Consider the following 17,014-nt stretch of genomic DNA (forward strand, 5'->3'; position numbering starts at 1 on the left):
TTAATAATCCTCCACCAAAATATACGTCATTCTCACCGGTCCGTGTACGCCGACAACTAAGTTCATTTCGATATCTGCGGAGTTGCTTGGTCCTGTAATAAAATTAATGCAGGAAGAGACATGTGACTGCTCACGTAAAAACTGGGCAGCTTGTGTCATGCGTGGAACGATACTGCTTTTCGGTATAACGGCAATCGAATTTTCAGACAAAAATGAAATTGTTCGGCCAACTTCCGGTGACGCTTGAAGCATAATTGTGCCGGATTCTGCTAATGTCACGTTGCTGATTACGACACCGACATTGGCCTGTTCAGCAAAATCGATATTTTCCTTACCGTTTGCAGATTGCCACTTTAAATGTTCATATTGCTCGAAAACCGGTAACACATTCAATACTCCAAACCGCGGATCATTGCTGTAAATTACTCGCCCACCACCATAGTCTACAATTGTTTCATTTAATATTTCAGGCAGTTGCTGCTTTGTGCATTTCTTTAATGTAGTGTGGATGTTCAAACATTGTTCTCTCAACACTTCGATAAGTTCTTCCATCGAAGCATCCTTCAATACTTCGTGTTGAGGGAGATGCTTCCAGTTTCGCTCCGGTTTGGTTAAAGAAGGAGTGGATCTGCCGAGACGAGCAGCGACTGACTGTAAAAACGATTCTCGATTTTGAATCATTTGGGATTGCCTCCTTTGTTATGCTGTTCAAACCAGTCACGGAAACGCTCTTTTTGTAATGATGGAAAATCGCGATACGCTGTCCAGTTTTTCAACGGACCAGGACCATTAGTAATTTTCTCGTTCTTCGTGAACGGCTTCATAACCGTTGAGGCTACTTTAGTACCTAGCTTATAGATTGATTGCGATGAAGTTCCCATTCCAAATGCCTGCATCAGTAGACTTTCACTAATCGGAGCACGGCCTTCTCGTTCAACGATTACTTCCCGATGCTTATGAAGCAATTGGTGTAGCGGAATTTTCACTGGGCATACATCTGTGCATGCACCACATAAAGTGGAAGCGTAAGGCAGCTCTTTATAATCATCATATCCTCCTAATAACGGTGATAATACCGCCCCAATTGGACCCGAATAGATGGAACCGTACGTATGGCCGCCAACATGGCGATAAACAGGGCATGTGTTAATACAGGCAGCACAACGGATGCATTGTAAAAATTGACTGAAATTCGCCGCCTAAAATCGAAGAGCGTCCATTGTCCACAATGACTAAATGGAATTCTTCCGGACCATCGACTTCAAGCGCTTCTTTTATGCCTGTCAAGACGGTAATATAGCTCGTCAGCTTCTGGCCAACTGCACTGCGTGTTAGCATACCGACGAGTACTTCCATTTCTTCAAATGTTGGTACTAAACGCTCCATCCCCATGACGGAAATTTGTGTTTTCGGCAAGGCTGTTACAAGATCCGCATTGCCTTCATTTGTTACTAAACAAACAGAACCCGTTTCAGCAACGGCAAAATTGCAGCCCGTAATACCTATATCCGCCGTTAAGTAATGTTCGCGTAAAACTTTGCGGGCATGCAGTGCAAGTTCTTCAGGTTGAGAGGAAGCTGTATAACCAATTTTTTGTTCAAATACTTCACGGATCTGATCTTTGTTTTTATGAAGTGCCGGTGTCACGATATGGGAAGGCGGGTCATGGTCATCAAGCTGTAAAATATATTCGCCTAAATCCGTTTCAATCACTTCACATCCAAGTTGTTCCAAGTGTGAGTTTAAATTGATTTCTTCGGTTACCATCGATTTTGCTTTCACAATTTTTTTAGCACTTTTCTGTTTGGCAATTGTTGAAATGTATTCAGTAGCTTCTTCAGCAGTTTGTGCAAAAAATACATGGCCGCCTCGCGCTTCGACGTTTATACTCAATTCATATAAATAGTAATCGAGATTTTCCAGTACATGCTGCCGGATTTCTTCTCCATGATTGCGCCATTCTTCCCAGTTTAAAGAATCTACAGCGGCGCTTCGTCTCGTTTGAAAACGGTGCTGTGCGCCGGCTACGGCACCACGCATAAAATCATTTTCCAAGTTGGACGAAAGGCGTTCATTAAATTTTTGCTGACTGATTTTCATCGCCATTTGATACACATCCTCCTCTCTATTAACGGCTATTCAATATTTCTGCGATATGCATTGTTTTAATGTCAATGTTTTTCCGGTCAATCCGTCCGCCGATATTCATAAGACAGCCTGCATCAGCCCCGATTAAGTAGTGGACAGCAATCTGCTCAGCAGAAGCAATCTTTTCATCTACCATTTGTTCAGATATTTGGCCCATTTTAATAGAAAATGTCCCGCCAAAACCGCAGCAATTTTCTTTTAAAGGCATTTCCAGCAATTCAAGGCCTTCTACATGCTGGAGCAATGTGAGGGGAGCTTTCTGTACTTTCAATAAGCGCGTCATATGACAGGAAGGGTGATAAGTAGCCGTTCCGTTTAGTTTTGCTCCGACATTTTCAATTTTAAGTACATCGACAATAAATTGTGTCAGTTCATATGTTTTGTCTGCGATTCGTTGTGCTTTTTCATGCCAAAGCGGCTCATCTTTAAAAATATGAACATATTCTTTTAGCATGTAAGCACAAGAACCTGATGGACAGACGATGACTTCTGCGTCTTCAAATACTTGAATTGTATTTTTCATCGTTTCTTTAGAGGCTTTTACATAGCCACTATTATAGGCTGGTTGACCGCAACAAGTTTGGCCTTTTGGAAAGCTTACTGTACAACCTAAGCGTTCCAACAACTCAACCGTGTTTTTCCCGATATTACTTTGAACCATATCGACTAAACATGTAGCGAATAATGATACATTCATCCAATCCCCCCTGTTCCATTAAATTTACAACTTTCTGATAATTAAGTCAACAGGTCATCTGATGACTTTGTAAATTAGTATTTAAAGAGAATTATATTGAATTAAAACATTATTTGTCGAAAAGTAATGATTCGACTGTTTCAAGATGTTTTGCCATCGCTTGTTTAGCTTGTACATCATCTGCATTTACTAAAGCGCTATAAATAGCGGTATGTTCCTCATGCAAATTGTATAAAGCCGCATGATCTGTAGTGGATAAAATGGAACGGGTATGCTGGATTTGGCGTGCAATCGGCTTTGAAACACTTTGTAGCATCGAAACGAGTAAAGGGTTGTCCGCTGCTTCAGCGATGATTGCATGAAAGCGCATATCGGCGTTACTGCTTGTATCAGGATCGATCAAGGCATCGTTCATTTTGATGAGCGCTTCTTTTAATTGTTCAAGGTGGCGAGCCGTTCTGCGCTTTGCGGCATTTTCAATTAAACCTAATTCTAGAATTTTTCGTACTTCAAATATTTGTTGTAAATCTTGCTGTGAAAAGGAGGCATATGTAGGAATGTTCAATGAAATATCCTGGGCCGTTACTTTGCGGATATAAGTTCCTTCTCCTTGGCGGATTTCGATAATACCGCGAGCCTGAAGAGCTGTTAAGGCTTCACGAATAGCAGAGCGGCCAACTTCAAAGTTTTTTGCAAGCTGTTCAACAGAATCCAGTTTATCGCCAGGTGAAATATCCCCGTTCGTAATTTTTTGTTCTATAATAGCGGCTATTTGTTCATATAGTTTTTTTGTTTTTGGTACTTCAAATTTCATATTATTAATCCTTCCTATTCGCAAATTCTAAAAAAAGCTGCTCCAATAACTTGGAAACAGCTTTCGTATTAAGGTTTTAATGATGTAAAGCGATCTTTAGGAAGAATTTCAGGGTTGTTAACAGTACCTTCTGTTATATCAGCCTCTAAAAGTTTCCCATTATAATTAAACTTGAATATACCATTATCGAAGTCTGTCCCGATCTCCTTAAAGAAAATCCCTTCCAGAGCAATAATTTTAGGGCATGTAAACACGACTTTATAATAATCATTTTCCTGGATTATATAAGCACGTACACCTTTTTCGTAAACATCGATCAGTTCATCCTCGGAAGGACGCTTTACCGATACTATATGAAAATCGACGAATGGTACTTCTTTTAAGAGAACATTCAAGAAGGAACCTTTTGTGATTTCCTCCCAGCGGCTTTGGGCACTCTGACCCACGATGATTTGGGTAATGTTAAAGTCCATTGCAATTTCTGTAATGACTTTATGGAATGGACGCTTTTCATTATCCTTAATAATAAACTGTTCTACTTCCAACTCATCTGTCAGTTCTTTCCACTGCTCGATATAGCCGGATTTTTCCGCATCAAATGCATCAATTGGCTTTGAATCAACAGTCAACACATATAATGGGCAGTCAAGTAATGTAGCAAGCTTGTGTCCTCGGCGAATTAAACGCTCACCATTTTGTCCGTAATATACACAAACCAAAATACTTTCGTCTAATCGGCCTTTAACATGTTTCATTTTAGTTCGCACCTCTTTTTCTTATCCTATAATAATGAATTAAATCCGAATATATTTTGAGAAACTAAGCATAATTGAGATAAAACGAAGGCTATTACAGTGCAATGCACTCATCATTATTGTATACTTATTTCTATGATGCATATTTATATTCAGTAAATTTTATGTTATATTTTTGCTTTTGTAATTTTTATTAAATTACTGTTGTTGGAAAATATATTCCCCATATGCCACATTATTATGAAGATAGTTATATAGATAGTCAAGTGTGATTGTTCGAATGCCGAACTTTACATATTTTTATTGGCTCACTCGGTTAGGAGGTTATCGCTTTTGGTTGTTGCTTTTTCGATTATGCTCCCATTTCTTGCTGCAGCATTAATCCCATTAATATACAGGAAATTTAAGAATATCCATTTAGGTTGGTTCGTTTTACTTGTTCCTGTTGCTTTATTTTCGCTTTTAGCTACATATATCCCTCGAATTGCCAATGGTGAAGTATTCATTAGGACATTTGAGTGGATCCCCACTTTCGGTATTAATATTACTACTTATTTAGACGGCTTGAGTATGATTTTTAGCTTACTCATTACTGGGGTAGGCAGTTTAGTAATACTTTACTCAATTTTCTATTTATCAACGAAAGAATCATTACACCATTTCTATTGCTACTTACTATTATTTATGGGCGCGATGTTAGGCGTCGTCTTTTCAGATAACTTAATGGTGCTTTATGTATTTTGGGAATTAACGAGTGTATCGTCATTCCTATTAATCGCATTTTGGCATCATCGTAAAGCATCTCGTGCAGGCGCACGAAAAGCAATGACCATTACGGTTTCTGGTGGTGTTGCGATGCTCGCTGGTTTTTTAATGTTATATGTTGCATCGGGAACGTTTAGTATTCGCGAAATTATTGCGAATTTGGATGTCGTTCAATCGAGCGTTTATTTTGTACCGGCAATGTGTCTTGTACTTTTAGGTGCGTTTACGAAGTCGGCACAGTTCCCGTTCCATATTTGGTTGCCGGATGCAATGGAGGCACCGACACCTGTTTCCGCTTATTTACACTCTGCAACGATGGTAAAAGCGGGTATTTACTTAGTAGCTCGTACAACACCGATTTTTGGCGGGCACGAGGTATGGTTTTGGGCAGTGAGCGGGGTAGGTCTTCTTACATTATTCTGGGGCTCCTTCAATGCGGTCCGCCAGTATGATTTAAAGGCATTGCTAGCATACTCCACAATTAGTCAGCTTGGACTGATTATGTCTTTATTCGGTCTTGGTTCAGCAGCACTGCATTTTGGTTATTCAACACAGTCGGTAATTTATACGCAGGCTACATTTGCTGCATTATTCCATTTAATCAACCACTCGACATTTAAAGGCGCGCTCTTTATGATGGTCGGAATAGTCGACCATGAAGTAGGAACACGCGATATTCGTCGATTAGGCGGATTGATGTCGTTAATGCCGTTTACATTCACGATTGCCGTAATCGGAAGTGCCTCAATGGCAGGGTTACCACCATTCAATGGCTTTTTAAGTAAGGAAATGTTCTTTACAGCTACATTAAAAATTACACAGCTTGATATTTTCTCACTTGATAGCATCGGTCTTTTATTCCCGATTATCGCTTGGGTGGCCAGTGTATTTACGTTTATTTACTGTGTCATTATCGTCATGCGTACATTCTTCGGGAAAATACAGCCGGATCGTTTGGAAAAGCCGCCACATGAAGCGCCGTTTGGTATGTTAATTTCACCATTTATTTTAGTTGCCTTCGTGATTGGAATTTTTATATTCCCGAATGTTTTGGGACATTATATTTTAAGTCCGGCGATGGCAAGCATTTACCCAATGTTCCCATCTGTAGAGGAAATGACGCCTCATATCGCAGCATGGCATGGTTATATAAATACGGAACTTATTATGACGTTTGGTGTCATTGTTGTAGGGGTTTTCTTATACCGTACATTAAAAAAATGGCGTCCTGTCTATCTGTGGATACCGCAAAGCTTTACGCTAAATGCGATTTATGAACGTGTGATTAATTCAAGTGAGAGTGTATCAGGACGTGTAACAAACCGTTATATGAACGGTAATTTAACGTATTATTTCGTTTATATCTATGTATTTTTTGTAACGCTACTGGCAGGGTATATGATTTATGCGGACGTATTCAGCTGGAATCCTTCGAAAGACTCGGTGATTGAGCCATATGAATTAGTTCTTGTATTCGTTATGATTGCGGCTGCAATTGCGATTATTTTTGCAAAGCAGCGTATTACAGTCGTGCTGTTGAATGGAGTACTCGGGTATTCTGTTGCCTTTTTCTTCGTAGTATTTAGAGCTCCTGATTTGGCGCTGACGCAGCTTGTCGTTGAATCGGTTACAACAGCACTGTTCTTACTATCATTTAAATATTTACCGAAGCTTAAAAATGAGTATATTTCGAAAAGCTGGCGTTTTGCGAAGGTAACAATTTCTATTGCGGTCGGTGCAACTGTGACACTGATTGGATTAGCGGTAATGAATTACGATCGTTTTGAACCAATCTCGAAATTCTTTGAGGACTCGTATGATCTGGCAGGTGGAAAAAATATCGTCAATACGATTTTAGGCGATTTCCGTGCATTTGATACGATGCTTGAAGTAGTTGTACTTTTCATTGCAGGTCTTGGCGTCTACACACTTATTAAGCTTAAGGCGAAAAAGGGGGATGCAGACGTTGAAAGTAAATGATGTTATTTTAAAATCAGTCGTACGAGGCGTTGTATTCATCGTCTTTACGCTTGGTATGTATTTATTTTTTGCAGGGCATAATGCTCCGGGCGGCGGATTTATCGGCGGATTAGTGCTTGGCTCGGGGATTGTCCTGTTGTATTTGACGTACGATATTGAAACGGTGCATAAAGGAATGCCGTTCGATTTTAAAAAAGTGGCGGCAATCGGTGTATTGCTGGCGACAGGTTCGGCAATTGCCTCGATTTTCTTTGACGTACCTTTTTTAACACAGACAGCTGGCTATTATAATCTCCCGTTGGTAGGAGAAAAGCATTTGTCGACTGTTACGATTTTTGAAGCAGGTGTCGCAATGACGGTTGTCGGTACACTCGTAACGATTATTTTAAATATAAGTGAGGATGATTAGTATGGAATCATTAATGATTGTACTTGTCGGCATTCTAGTCGCAGTCGCTACTTATTTAATCCTCTCTCGTAGTGTCATACGCGTGATTGTCGGCACCGCCATTTTATCTCATGCCGTTCATTTATTGTTATTGACGGTCGGCGGGTTAAAAAAAGGGAGTGTGCCGCTATTAGGTCAGGCGGCTGCACCATATACCGACGCTTTGCCTCAAGCATTGATTTTAACAGCAATCGTTATTAGTTTTGCTGTTACGGCCTTTTTACTCGTACTGGCTTATCGAATGTATTTAATGAACGGAACCGATGATCTAGGGGAACTTGGAGGGTCATCAGATGAATAATATAATTGTTTTACCAATGATCGTGCCGATTATAACGGCCGCATTGTTAGTATTTTTAAATAATAATATAAAACTTCAGCGGGTAGTAAGTTTAGTAACAATGATTTTCGTAGTGGGGACTTCTGTTGTCCTGCTGCAGCTTATTCAGACAGAAGGTATTATGCGTATAGACTTTAGTGGCTGGGCACCGCCGTTCGGTATTTTATTTGTTGCCGATTCATTTTCGGTACTCCTTGTTTTAACGGCAAGTCTTGTGACGATGTTCTGTTTAATTTATGCCTTTTCCACAATCGGCGAGCGTCATGAAAAAATGTACTTCTATCCGTTTGTATTATTCTTACTAGCAGGTGTAAACGGATCGTTTTTAACAGGCGATATTTTCAATTTATTCGTTTGTTTTGAAGTAATGCTTCTTGCGTCATACGTCCTTGTTGCTCTTGGCGGAGGAAAGATACAGCTGCGCGAGTCAATCAAGTATGTGCTCATTAATGTTGTCGCATCCTGGATTTTCCTCGTTGCACTGGCATTCTTGTATGGAACGCTAAAGACGCTTAATATGGCGCATATTGCACAGCGTGTTGCAGAAGCCGGCCAAGACCCGTTATTAACGGTTGTCGCACTTGTTTTCCTAATTGTTTTTGCTTTAAAAGGAGGCTTGCTGCTGTTCTTTTGGCTGCCTGGTTCATACAGTGTGCCGCCAACAGCAGTACAGGCATTATTTGCGGCATTGTTAACAAAAGTCGGCATGTATGCATTGTTCCGTACGTTCACGCTCATGTTCCCGTTACAGCCGGAAATTACGCATACGGCCATCGGTGTGATGGCAGGGCTGACGATTATAGCGGGGTGTATGGGCGCATTTTCCGGACGAGATGTTCGGACAATTGCTACGTATAACGTCATCATTAGTGTTGGCTTTATACTGGTGGCACTTGCGATTGGAACAGAATCCGCAATGGCAGGAGCGGTCTATTATTTAATCCATGACATGCTTGGTAAGGCGTTACTGTTTTTACTTATTGGAACAATGGTGCTATTAACAGGGGAAATTGTCGTAAAAAATATGAATGGTTTAATTCGAATTTATCCATTATTCGGCTGGCTGTTCTTTATTATGATGTGTGCACTTGTCGGAATTCCGCCGTTAAGCGGATTTATCGGGAAAGTATTGATCGGCCAAGGTGCTGTTGAAGCAGAGGCCTATATTTTATTGGCATTGGCATTTGGCTCGAGTATCATCGTACTCTATTCATTATTGCGTATTTTCCTTGCTTCATTTTTTGGAGAAACATCGATTAATGAAGAGGACAAAATTCGGATGCCACGTGGTGCGATGGTATCGTTCATACTATTGACGATTTGTATCGTTGGCTTGGGAGTTGGCGCAGAAGGACTGGCGGTCTATGTTAATGATGCAGCATACACATTATCAAACCCTGCTGTTTACATTGATGCGGTTTTAAATACGAATAAATAAAGGAGGGTGAGCACTTGTTAGGTCAATTTATTATTAATTTATTTATTGCGGCGCTTTGGTTTTTGTTAAAGGATGATCCAACTGCAGACTTTACGACATTTATGTCAGGATTTTTAGTCGGAACATTGATTTTATATGCTATGCACCGATTTTTCGGAACACAGTTTTACTTGCGTCGTGTATTAAAGATTATTAAGCTCATCCTAATATTTATTCGAGAGCTGCTTTCATCAAGTGTTTCTGTATTAAAACAAGTGCTAGATCCACAGATGAATTTTACACCAGGTATTTTCACTTATGAAACAAAATTAGAAGGAGACTACCAAGTAACGACATTGGCCCTGTTATTAACGTTAACTCCGGGTTCTGTTGTAATGGAAGTCTCAGAAGATAACAGTACGTTTTATATTCACGCGATGGATATAGAAGAATCGAAAGAAACGGTACTCCGTTCAATCGGCAAGTTTGAACGTGCCATTTTGGAGGTGACACAATGATCGATTTGATTCTTAAGGCGGCACTTGTTCTATTTATGGTGGCAATCGGTCTATCCTTATTTCGTGTGATAAAGGGGCCGTCACTGCCTGACCGTGCAATCGCTCTTGATACAATTGGTGTTAATTTAATTTCTGCGATCGCCATCGTGTCAATTGTTTTAAAAACAAAGGCATTTTTAGAAGCCATTTTAATATTAGGGATTTTAGCATTTATCGGAACGATTGCATTCTCGAAATATATCGAAAGAGGTGTCATTGTTGAACGTAAATCAGCTGATTGAATTAATGGCGGCACTTCTGATTTTGTTAGGAGCAATTGTGAGTGTCATTAGCGCATTCGGCATGATCCGTTTACCAGATGTGTACACACGCTCACACGCTGCAACGAAAAGTGCGACACTCTCTGTATTGCTTTGTTTGTTCGGTGGGTTCATTTACTTTTGGATCCATGATGGCTATGTGAGTATTCGCCTCATTTTAGGGATTATCTTCGTATTTATTACAGCACCAGTTTCCGGGCATTTAGTCTGTCGCGCGGCATATCGTTCACGCGTACCGCTAGCTGAAGGTTCTGGAGACGATGCATTAAATGAAATCTTGTTTGGCGAAGAAAATTTGCAAGTGAAAGAAGAAGTAGAAGCTACATTGAAAGAAATTAAATAATGAATGGAAAAGCATTTTAAAAGTGATGGCATGTCACTTTTAGAATGCTTTTTTTAGTGGATAAAAAAGAAAGAGGTGTGGATAACTTGTAGATAAAGTTTTGTAAATATCAATAGAAAAGGAGCGGTTTAATATTTTTTGCGAAAGATTAATACGTAAAGTTAAAATTATCCCTTTTTTATATGAAATGGCTACGTTTATTGTAGAAAAATGTGACATTTTATAGAACAAATGAATATATATTCGAATATTTTTTTAATATCTTGTTCTAAAATAGAATTTCAAGATATTGATATGTGGATAAGTTGATTGCAACCTGTTGAAAAATCGTGATTAAATTGTGGATAATTGACGTTAATGTGTATAACTTTGTGGATAAATAGTATATGTGGATAATATTTCTCGATTTATTGACAAATAAGCTCGTTTTTTATATAGTACATTACAACACTAATGTACTGGATAACTTTGAAAGGAGGATCCCTTTGATTTTTAATACACAAAGTACAATGCCTATTTATATGCAAGTAGCGGAATGGATCGAAAATGAGATATTGGCCGATCGGCTGCTACCGGAAGGGAAAGTTTATTCCCAATATCAGCTTGCTGAAATTTTTAATATTAATCCGGCAACTGCCGGAAAAGGCCTGACAATTTTAGTTGAAAAAGAAATTCTATATAAAAAGAGAGGGCTTGGAATGTTTGTGGTCGGGGATGCAAAATATCGTATTTTAACAACAAGACGAAGTGATACATTGACGAAGATGGCAAAGGAAATCGTAGAAGAGGCAAAACGTTTAGGCGTGATGGATGAAGATTTGATTGAGTTGATCAAACATATTCAAAAGGAGGGGTGAGCGAATGATTGTATGCGAACAAGTGGAAAAACGATACGGCAGGAAAACGATTTTGACACAGTTGTCTTTTGAAATTACAGAGCCGAAAATTATTGGGCTGATTGGGCGCAATGGTGTTGGCAAGTCGACATTGCTGAAAATACTGGCAGGTCATGTAAAAACATCGGCTGGGAAAACAGAAGTTATTGGTAAAAGACCATTTCAAAACTTAACGGTTGCCGCGAATACGATATTTATCGAAGATGGAATGACATTTCCTTCTGTGATGAATTTAGAGGAAATTTTGAAGTCGGGTGAAAAATTCTATAAAAACTTTGCAACGGATTTAGCGTTTGAACTATTGAAGTTTAGCCGCATATCCGACAAAAATCACCACCACTATCTTTCAAAGGGTCAAAAAGCGGTGTTCAATTTAATTTACGGCATTGCTAGCCGCTGTGCGATTACTTTGCTGGATGAGCCAATGAACGGCATGGACGAGACAATCCGTGATGATATGTACCGGGTTATTTTAAAGGACTTCCTGGCATATCCACGTATAATGATCATTTCCAGCCATTATTTAAATGAAATGGAGCATTTAATCGAAGACATTTTACTGTTGCATGAAGGGAAAGTGGAGTTATTCTCATCTGTTGAAGAAGTGCAGCAGCTTGCGGTCAAGCTAGTAGGGCAAAAAGAGAATGTGGAGCCGCCATTAAAAGCGTATGAAGTGCTTGCGACATATGAAAACGGCCCAATTTTCGAAGCAATTGTTAAAAACAGTGAGTTCCCATTACCTGAAGGAGTAAGAATGCAAAATCTATCGGCAAGTGATGTATGTAAAGTGTTGACGACATCGAAAGGGGGTTCCGTTGATGACATCTATCGTAACAGTAAGTCCAATGCGTAATATTTATGAGCAGGTGAAGTGGAAATGTAAGGCGTACAGTTCAATGTTCAGTACGGTGCTGATTGTATATATTTTAATGGGGTTACTTTCAGGTGGTATGAGCGGCTCTGTAGGAAGAGGCGTCAGCTTTGTTAATTATGAGGAGCGATTCTATTCTCTGGACGGATTTTTTATCTATACAATCATGCTAATGCTGATTTTAGGATGGATGCTCGCTTCAAAGCAGCTTTCCCGGCAAAACTACTCGATTGTCACGACAAATCTGACGGAAGTTGTATCAACCGGAATATTCCTTATAGTATTATGTGTTTTTACACTTGCAGCAGCGGTTAGTACTTTAACGATTTCCGTTTTAATCAATCTGTTGAGTACAGGAGATCAGAGTTTGTATTACGACTCTAATATTTCATTTATTGCAATTATCGGTTTTATTGTTTGTACATTACTCGCTGCATCAGTCGGCTATTTTTTGCATGCCGTGTTCAATTTCTCAAAGATTGCTTTTATCATACTCGCTGTCGGTATGTTCTTACTAATTCGTCAATATACATTTGATACATGGCAATTTGTTTTTGGTGATGGAACAATGCAAATTATTGGGAGAAGTGCTGTTTATGTCGTAATTTTATGGCTTCTAATTGCGTTGATCCGTCGAAAAAGGGAGGTGACACGCCAATGATAGGTGGGGTTATGTTTCTTGTTCTAATACTAGGTATAGTTATGATTTTTACTAGCCTGTTAATTACAAAAATACGAATCTGGAAGCCGAAGCGTACGTTTTGGTTTGCGGCTGTTTACTTTAGTTGTGGAATTATGGCGTTTATATATTTGCTGTTTGTGTCGGGCAATGTGGAAAAGATAGCTTCAGATAAGGTTTTAAAGGAGCAAATGGAGGAAACCGAACAGCTGGAGAAAGATTTAAAAAATCGCCGGTTTGAAAGCTTAAAGGAAGAGCATTTAAAATTTACGGAAACATTTGAAGCGAAAGAAGAAAATATTGAAATCATACGTAATGAAACCAGCTATTACTTACCGGTCGTTATTTCATGGACGGATTCAGCCGAAAATAAAATAGAGGCTTCTTATTACGAAACACCGCTTTATTTGAATCGTGTTTATATTTCGCCATATGTTAAAGCACCAAAAATCGAGTGGGATGACAATAAACTATACATTATAGAGACCGAAACGAAAATAACAGCGAAATCAATGCGTTTATCTATGGAACTTTTAAACTCTACTGAGTACGAAAGCTACAATAATCCACTCAACGAATTAATTGGTAAACGGATTTTACACTTGAATGTTCCGAAACAGTTCAATATTATTGATAAAGATGGGTGGTATTAGTCGCTGCTTAAAACTCACAATGAATTGAGCGAATAAATTGAAAAAGTTATTGAAATTAATCCTTTTTATAGGTGTTGTCTATCTATTTTTATATATAAATAATAATTGGCTTGTCACAACCGATTATGTACATGAATCAGAGAAAATTCCGGAGAGCTTTGATGGCTACCGGATTGCCCAAGTAACCGATCTGCATGATGCGACATTTGGGGAAAATCAATCGCGATTAGTGAAAAAAGTGCGGGCTACCAAACCGGATGCTATTTTCATAACGGGTGATTTAGTTGATAGTCGCCGCTATGACTTGGAAAACAGCTTGCAGGCTGTGCGTCAGTTAGTCGATATTGCGGATGTTTACTATGTTCTGGGCAACCACGAAGTTGCATTGAATTTAACAGATGAAATTTATGCGGCTTTAAATGAGCTGGGCGTCCATGTGTTACCGAATGACGCGGTACAGTTGGAGCGCAATGGAGAGCACATTGTCATTGCGGGTATTGAGGACCCGTTAATGGGGAAAGAAGTGGGACTGTCGATCGATGAAGCCCTGTACAATATGAATCCGGATGCATTTAAAGTGCTATTGTCACACCGTCCTGAGGTGTTTGAAACATATGTTGAAAAGGACATTGACCTAGTGTTAACAGGGCATGCACATGGTGGTCAAATTCGTCTGCCATTTATCGGCGGACTTTTTGCGCCAACTCAAGGTTTCATGCCAACATACACAGCAGGTATTTATGAACAGCAGGACACGGAAATGATAGTAAATAGGGGGTTGGGGAACAGCCTGTTTCCTTACCGAATCTTTAATCTGCCTGAAATTTACGTGGTTGAGTTGAGAAGGAAAGACTAATTAGTAGTTTTCTAATATATGCTGCAGGTTTTCTAATAAAGTCGAATAAGTTCTAATATAATGTGAGTGTTCTAATAAATTATTAAGAAGTTCTAAAATAGGCCCTTGTTCTTCTAATAACCTGGTGAACTTTTCAAATAAAGTATTCCCTTGTTCTAATAATCTGCAAAAAGTTCTAATATATTTCCAAACCTTCAATAAAGGACGGCATTCCCGTTCTTAAAGCGCAAAATATTCGTAAGCTTATGCAGATTATCGTAAAATAAGTGAAAACAGATCTTAGGAGTATGCAAATGGAAGGGATTATTACACTACTTGCAATGGTGGGAATCATTGTAATGATCGTGCGTTTTATGCCGAAAAAAGGTGTGAAATATATGACGACAAAAGAACTGCAGCCTTTACTGGATGATAAGAAATATGTATTTGTGGATGTCCGTACGGAAAAAGAATATAAAGAGGCTCATATTCCTCAGTTTATTAATCGTCCGCTTGGAACGTATTTAGGAGATTTGCCGAAAGATCGACCAATTGTTGTCATTTGTCAAAGCGGTGCACGCAGTAATAAAGCGTGCAAGGAACTCGTAAAGCTCGGTTATACCGATATAACAAACATTCGTCGCGGGATGAATGGACTGCGTGCTGAATAAAAAGAAGAAGCGATAGAGGGTACCCTCTATCGCTTCTTCTTTCGTTTTATCCCGCATTAACGGTTAGTAAGATCCAGCCTTCATATTTAGGCAGGGCAAAGGGAGATGCGGGAGATCTTCTCCCCGTAAAAGCCCGATTGGTTCAACTAACAATCCGTGGAGGAAAACCTCCGCAGATTGAAATTTCACTTTATTGAACGGCTTCCTTCATTGCCTTAATCAATGCTTCTGCAGTTATTGCCTTCTCACCGCCACCTTGTACAAGCGCATCATTGCCGCCGCCTTTACCATTAATAAGCGGTAAAGCAGCTGCAGAAATATCTTTCATCGATTTCGTTTGCTCACTTCCGCGTGCCGCAACAAATTGTAGCTTGTCTTCATTATTGGCAACGAGCAGGGCAATTGCCTCACCATTTTGCTGTGTAATAAAACGGGCAAGCTTCTGCAGGCTTTGGATCGAACGGTTTTCGAAAGTCGCGGCTGCAACGGTTTCTTTTGCCAGTTCTTTTGCTTCGAATTCAAGAAGGGTATCTTGTGCTTCCGTTAAACTTTTCTCTGTTTGTTTTGCTGCTTTCGTGAATTTGCGCAACGCATTAGCTGCTTCTTCTTCCGATGCACTCAACTGACGTGCCACATCGCTTAATACCTGTTTGCGCATTGCCAGCTGCTGTAATACGCGATTACCGCATACGAAATGTATGCGAATCTGCTTCTTCATCTTCTCGGTAGCTAAAATCTTCAATAAGCCTACTTGTCCGGTAGAAGTAGGGTGTGTACCGCCACAGCCATTGTAGTCATAGTCAGGGATAATGACTAAACGGATATCTTCGTCGACTTTTACATCTTTCCGCAGGTTATATTGAGCTAATTCTTCTTTTGTTACCCACTTTGTTTCAATAGGTCGGTTTTCCAAAATAATTTCGTTAGCCCGTTTTTCCACTGCTGCCAGCTGATCTTCTGATACTTCACCAACATTTAAATCGATGGTGACAAGCTCTGTTCCTAGGTGGAAGCTCACTGTCGCCATATCGAATAATTCAACAAAGGCCGCTGTTAAAATATGTTGCCCCGCATGTTGTTGCATATGGTCGAATCGGCGCGACCAATGAAGTTTCCCGGATATTTCCCCGGAAATATTCGACACATCGGCTGCCGTATAATGACGAATTTCCTCATTAATTTTCTCAACATCGATAATTTCCACATCATTAATCCAGCCGGTATCATGGGGTTGTCCGCCACCTGTAGGATAAAAGGCCGTATTGTCTAATACGATGAAGTTTCCCGTGTCATCTTTGCCTGTTTTCACAACCTGTGCCGTAAATTCCTTCATCATTGCATCTTTGTAATATAATAGATTTTTCAAAGTCCATCACTCCTTAATTTCTAGTTTGTCATATGAAAACGTTGCTGTCACGGTGTAAATAATGATTGTTATTTGACGCGGGGCAATTTTCGTTTATGATAAAATAGAAGCATTTCCCGGAAGGAGCATGAATATGAATATTACGCAATTTTCAATAGAAGAAATTTTAGATCCGACAAAGATTATTGAAGGTAAACGCTATGAGTTTTTATTAGATGTAGAAGTGGATGAGGAAGATGAACTGTATTCCGCTGCAGGATTAGAAATTCGAGTAATTGTAGGGGTAATTGACGATAACGTACGCATCGTGAACTATTTTATTATCGATAAAGCAAATAATGAGTTTTTGGATTTTGCATTGGAAGAAGACGAAGAAGCAATGATTTTGGCGTTTTGCAAAGAGGAATTATCTGCTGATTCTAGTGAAACAGAAGCTGAATAATCTGCATAAAAAAGGTAGCGCATTCGCTACCTTTTTTTAGTCTATATATTTCGTTT

At 39.5% G+C, this 17,014-nt stretch carries 19 protein-coding genes and 1 pseudogene; 14 read left to right on the top strand and 6 right to left on the bottom strand.

What is annotated here, in order from left to right:
* The 5 genes and pseudogenes from MHH44_RS01300 to MHH44_RS01320 form a co-directional block, all read right to left on the bottom strand.
* On the bottom strand, positions 1-681 hold the full coding sequence (locus tag MHH44_RS01300) for a LutC/YkgG family protein (protein ID WP_340797570.1): 681 nt from the start codon (positions 679-681) through the stop codon (positions 1-3).
* A pseudogene (locus tag MHH44_RS01305) lies at positions 678-2,106 on the bottom strand (LutB/LldF family L-lactate oxidation iron-sulfur protein). The gene MHH44_RS01300 and the pseudogene MHH44_RS01305 overlap by 4 nt, the downstream one beginning before the upstream one ends.
* A 22-nt stretch (positions 2,107-2,128) precedes the next feature.
* Positions 2,129-2,845 (bottom strand): (Fe-S)-binding protein, encoded by a 717-nt coding sequence (locus tag MHH44_RS01310; RefSeq protein WP_008407443.1) that lies wholly within the window; start codon positions 2,843-2,845, stop codon positions 2,129-2,131.
* A 109-nt stretch (positions 2,846-2,954) separates the two neighbouring features.
* Positions 2,955-3,659, bottom strand: coding sequence for a FadR/GntR family transcriptional regulator (locus MHH44_RS01315; RefSeq protein ID WP_340797571.1), 705 nt, complete (start codon positions 3,657-3,659; stop codon positions 2,955-2,957).
* Between the two features lie 68 nt (positions 3,660-3,727).
* A complete protein-coding gene (locus MHH44_RS01320) occupies positions 3,728-4,414 on the bottom strand; it encodes a sensor protein KdpD (RefSeq protein WP_008407446.1) in 687 nt (228 codons plus the stop codon).
* Positions 4,415-4,747: 333 nt separating this feature from the next.
* On the opposite strand from MHH44_RS01320, the gene MHH44_RS01325 reads away from it, so the two are divergent.
* The 13 genes from MHH44_RS01325 (at position 4,748) to MHH44_RS01385 (ending at position 15,150) form a co-directional block, all read left to right on the top strand.
* Positions 4,748-7,159, top strand: coding sequence for a Na+/H+ antiporter subunit A (locus tag MHH44_RS01325; protein ID WP_008407449.1), 2,412 nt, complete (start codon positions 4,748-4,750; stop codon positions 7,157-7,159).
* Positions 7,146-7,568 carry a Na(+)/H(+) antiporter subunit B gene (locus MHH44_RS01330; protein WP_008407450.1) on the top strand — a complete coding sequence of 141 codons (423 nt, stop codon included), beginning with the start codon at positions 7,146-7,148 and terminating at the stop codon, positions 7,566-7,568. The genes MHH44_RS01325 and MHH44_RS01330 overlap by 14 nt, the downstream gene beginning before the upstream one ends.
* A 1-nt stretch (position 7,569) precedes the next feature.
* Positions 7,570-7,908: a Na(+)/H(+) antiporter subunit C gene (locus tag MHH44_RS01335; protein WP_008407452.1), complete on the top strand. Its 339-nt coding sequence runs from the start codon at positions 7,570-7,572 to the stop codon at positions 7,906-7,908.
* On the top strand, positions 7,901-9,385 hold the full coding sequence (locus tag MHH44_RS01340; protein ID WP_008407454.1) for a Na+/H+ antiporter subunit D: 1,485 nt from the start codon (positions 7,901-7,903) through the stop codon (positions 9,383-9,385). Before MHH44_RS01335 ends, MHH44_RS01340 begins: the two co-directional genes overlap by 8 nt.
* A 14-nt stretch (positions 9,386-9,399) precedes the next feature.
* Positions 9,400-9,882, top strand: a complete 483-nt coding sequence (locus MHH44_RS01345; protein ID WP_008407456.1) for a Na+/H+ antiporter subunit E — start codon at positions 9,400-9,402, stop codon at positions 9,880-9,882.
* Positions 9,879-10,163 (top strand): Na(+)/H(+) antiporter subunit F1, encoded by a 285-nt coding sequence (locus tag MHH44_RS01350; RefSeq protein ID WP_008407457.1) that lies wholly within the window; start codon positions 9,879-9,881, stop codon positions 10,161-10,163. Before MHH44_RS01345 ends, MHH44_RS01350 begins: the two co-directional genes overlap by 4 nt.
* Positions 10,141-10,545, top strand: a complete 405-nt coding sequence (locus MHH44_RS01355; RefSeq protein WP_014825047.1) for a Na+/H+ antiporter subunit G — start codon at positions 10,141-10,143, stop codon at positions 10,543-10,545. Before MHH44_RS01350 ends, MHH44_RS01355 begins: the two co-directional genes overlap by 23 nt.
* A gap of 485 nt (positions 10,546-11,030) precedes the next feature.
* Positions 11,031-11,402, top strand: a complete 372-nt coding sequence (locus MHH44_RS01360) for a GntR family transcriptional regulator (RefSeq protein WP_008407460.1) — start codon at positions 11,031-11,033, stop codon at positions 11,400-11,402.
* 4 nt (positions 11,403-11,406) lie between these two features.
* Positions 11,407-12,294: an ABC transporter ATP-binding protein gene (locus MHH44_RS01365; protein ID WP_340797572.1), complete on the top strand. Its 888-nt coding sequence runs from the start codon at positions 11,407-11,409 to the stop codon at positions 12,292-12,294.
* Positions 12,260-12,973: a silver transporter gene (locus tag MHH44_RS01370; protein ID WP_340797573.1), complete on the top strand. Its 714-nt coding sequence runs from the start codon at positions 12,260-12,262 to the stop codon at positions 12,971-12,973. The genes MHH44_RS01365 and MHH44_RS01370 overlap by 35 nt, the downstream gene beginning before the upstream one ends.
* Positions 12,970-13,644, top strand: coding sequence for a glucose-6-phosphate isomerase (locus tag MHH44_RS01375; RefSeq protein ID WP_340797574.1), 675 nt, complete (start codon positions 12,970-12,972; stop codon positions 13,642-13,644). Before MHH44_RS01370 ends, MHH44_RS01375 begins: the two co-directional genes overlap by 4 nt.
* A 37-nt stretch (positions 13,645-13,681) precedes the next feature.
* A complete protein-coding gene (locus MHH44_RS01380) occupies positions 13,682-14,500 on the top strand; it encodes a metallophosphoesterase (RefSeq protein WP_340797575.1) in 819 nt (272 codons plus the stop codon).
* Between the two features lie 293 nt (positions 14,501-14,793).
* On the top strand, positions 14,794-15,150 hold the full coding sequence (locus MHH44_RS01385) for a rhodanese-like domain-containing protein (protein WP_008407469.1): 357 nt from the start codon (positions 14,794-14,796) through the stop codon (positions 15,148-15,150).
* 190 nt (positions 15,151-15,340) lie between these two features.
* On the opposite strand, the gene MHH44_RS01390 is transcribed toward MHH44_RS01385, so the two are convergent.
* A complete protein-coding gene (locus tag MHH44_RS01390; RefSeq protein WP_340797576.1) occupies positions 15,341-16,516 on the bottom strand; it encodes an alanyl-tRNA editing protein in 1,176 nt (391 codons plus the stop codon).
* A gap of 133 nt (positions 16,517-16,649) precedes the next feature.
* Between MHH44_RS01390 and MHH44_RS01395 the strand changes: the two genes are divergently transcribed.
* Positions 16,650-16,958, top strand: coding sequence for a DUF6509 family protein (locus tag MHH44_RS01395; RefSeq protein ID WP_340797577.1), 309 nt, complete (start codon positions 16,650-16,652; stop codon positions 16,956-16,958).
* Positions 16,959-17,014 lie beyond the last annotated feature (56 nt).

It is taken from the genome of Solibacillus sp. FSL K6-1126, assembly GCF_038003445.1.
Classification (GTDB): Bacteria; Bacillota; Bacilli; order Bacillales_A; family Planococcaceae; genus Solibacillus; species Solibacillus silvestris.

Bases quoted from the DNA above. Each gene is read 5' to 3' on its own strand.
- MHH44_RS01310 (WP_008407443.1), bottom strand. From the start codon at position 2,845: ATGAATGTATCATTATTCGCTACATGTTTAGTCGATATGGTTCAAAGT.
- MHH44_RS01385 (WP_008407469.1), top strand. From the start codon at position 14,794: ATGGAAGGGATTATTACACTACTTGCAATGGTGGGAATCATTGTAATG.
- MHH44_RS01300 (WP_340797570.1), bottom strand. From the start codon at position 681: ATGATTCAAAATCGAGAATCGTTTTTACAGTCAGTCGCTGCTCGTCTC.
- MHH44_RS01365 (WP_340797572.1), top strand. From the start codon at position 11,407: ATGATTGTATGCGAACAAGTGGAAAAACGATACGGCAGGAAAACGATT.
- MHH44_RS01320 (WP_008407446.1), bottom strand. From the start codon at position 4,414: ATGAAACATGTTAAAGGCCGATTAGACGAAAGTATTTTGGTTTGTGTA.
- MHH44_RS01370 (WP_340797573.1), top strand. From the start codon at position 12,260: ATGACATCTATCGTAACAGTAAGTCCAATGCGTAATATTTATGAGCAG.
- MHH44_RS01395 (WP_340797577.1), top strand. From the start codon at position 16,650: ATGAATATTACGCAATTTTCAATAGAAGAAATTTTAGATCCGACAAAG.
- MHH44_RS01350 (WP_008407457.1), top strand. From the start codon at position 9,879: ATGATCGATTTGATTCTTAAGGCGGCACTTGTTCTATTTATGGTGGCA.
- MHH44_RS01335 (WP_008407452.1), top strand. From the start codon at position 7,570: ATGGAATCATTAATGATTGTACTTGTCGGCATTCTAGTCGCAGTCGCT.
- MHH44_RS01315 (WP_340797571.1), bottom strand. From the start codon at position 3,659: ATGAAATTTGAAGTACCAAAAACAAAAAAACTATATGAACAAATAGCC.
- MHH44_RS01340 (WP_008407454.1), top strand. From the start codon at position 7,901: ATGAATAATATAATTGTTTTACCAATGATCGTGCCGATTATAACGGCC.
- MHH44_RS01375 (WP_340797574.1), top strand. From the start codon at position 12,970: ATGATAGGTGGGGTTATGTTTCTTGTTCTAATACTAGGTATAGTTATG.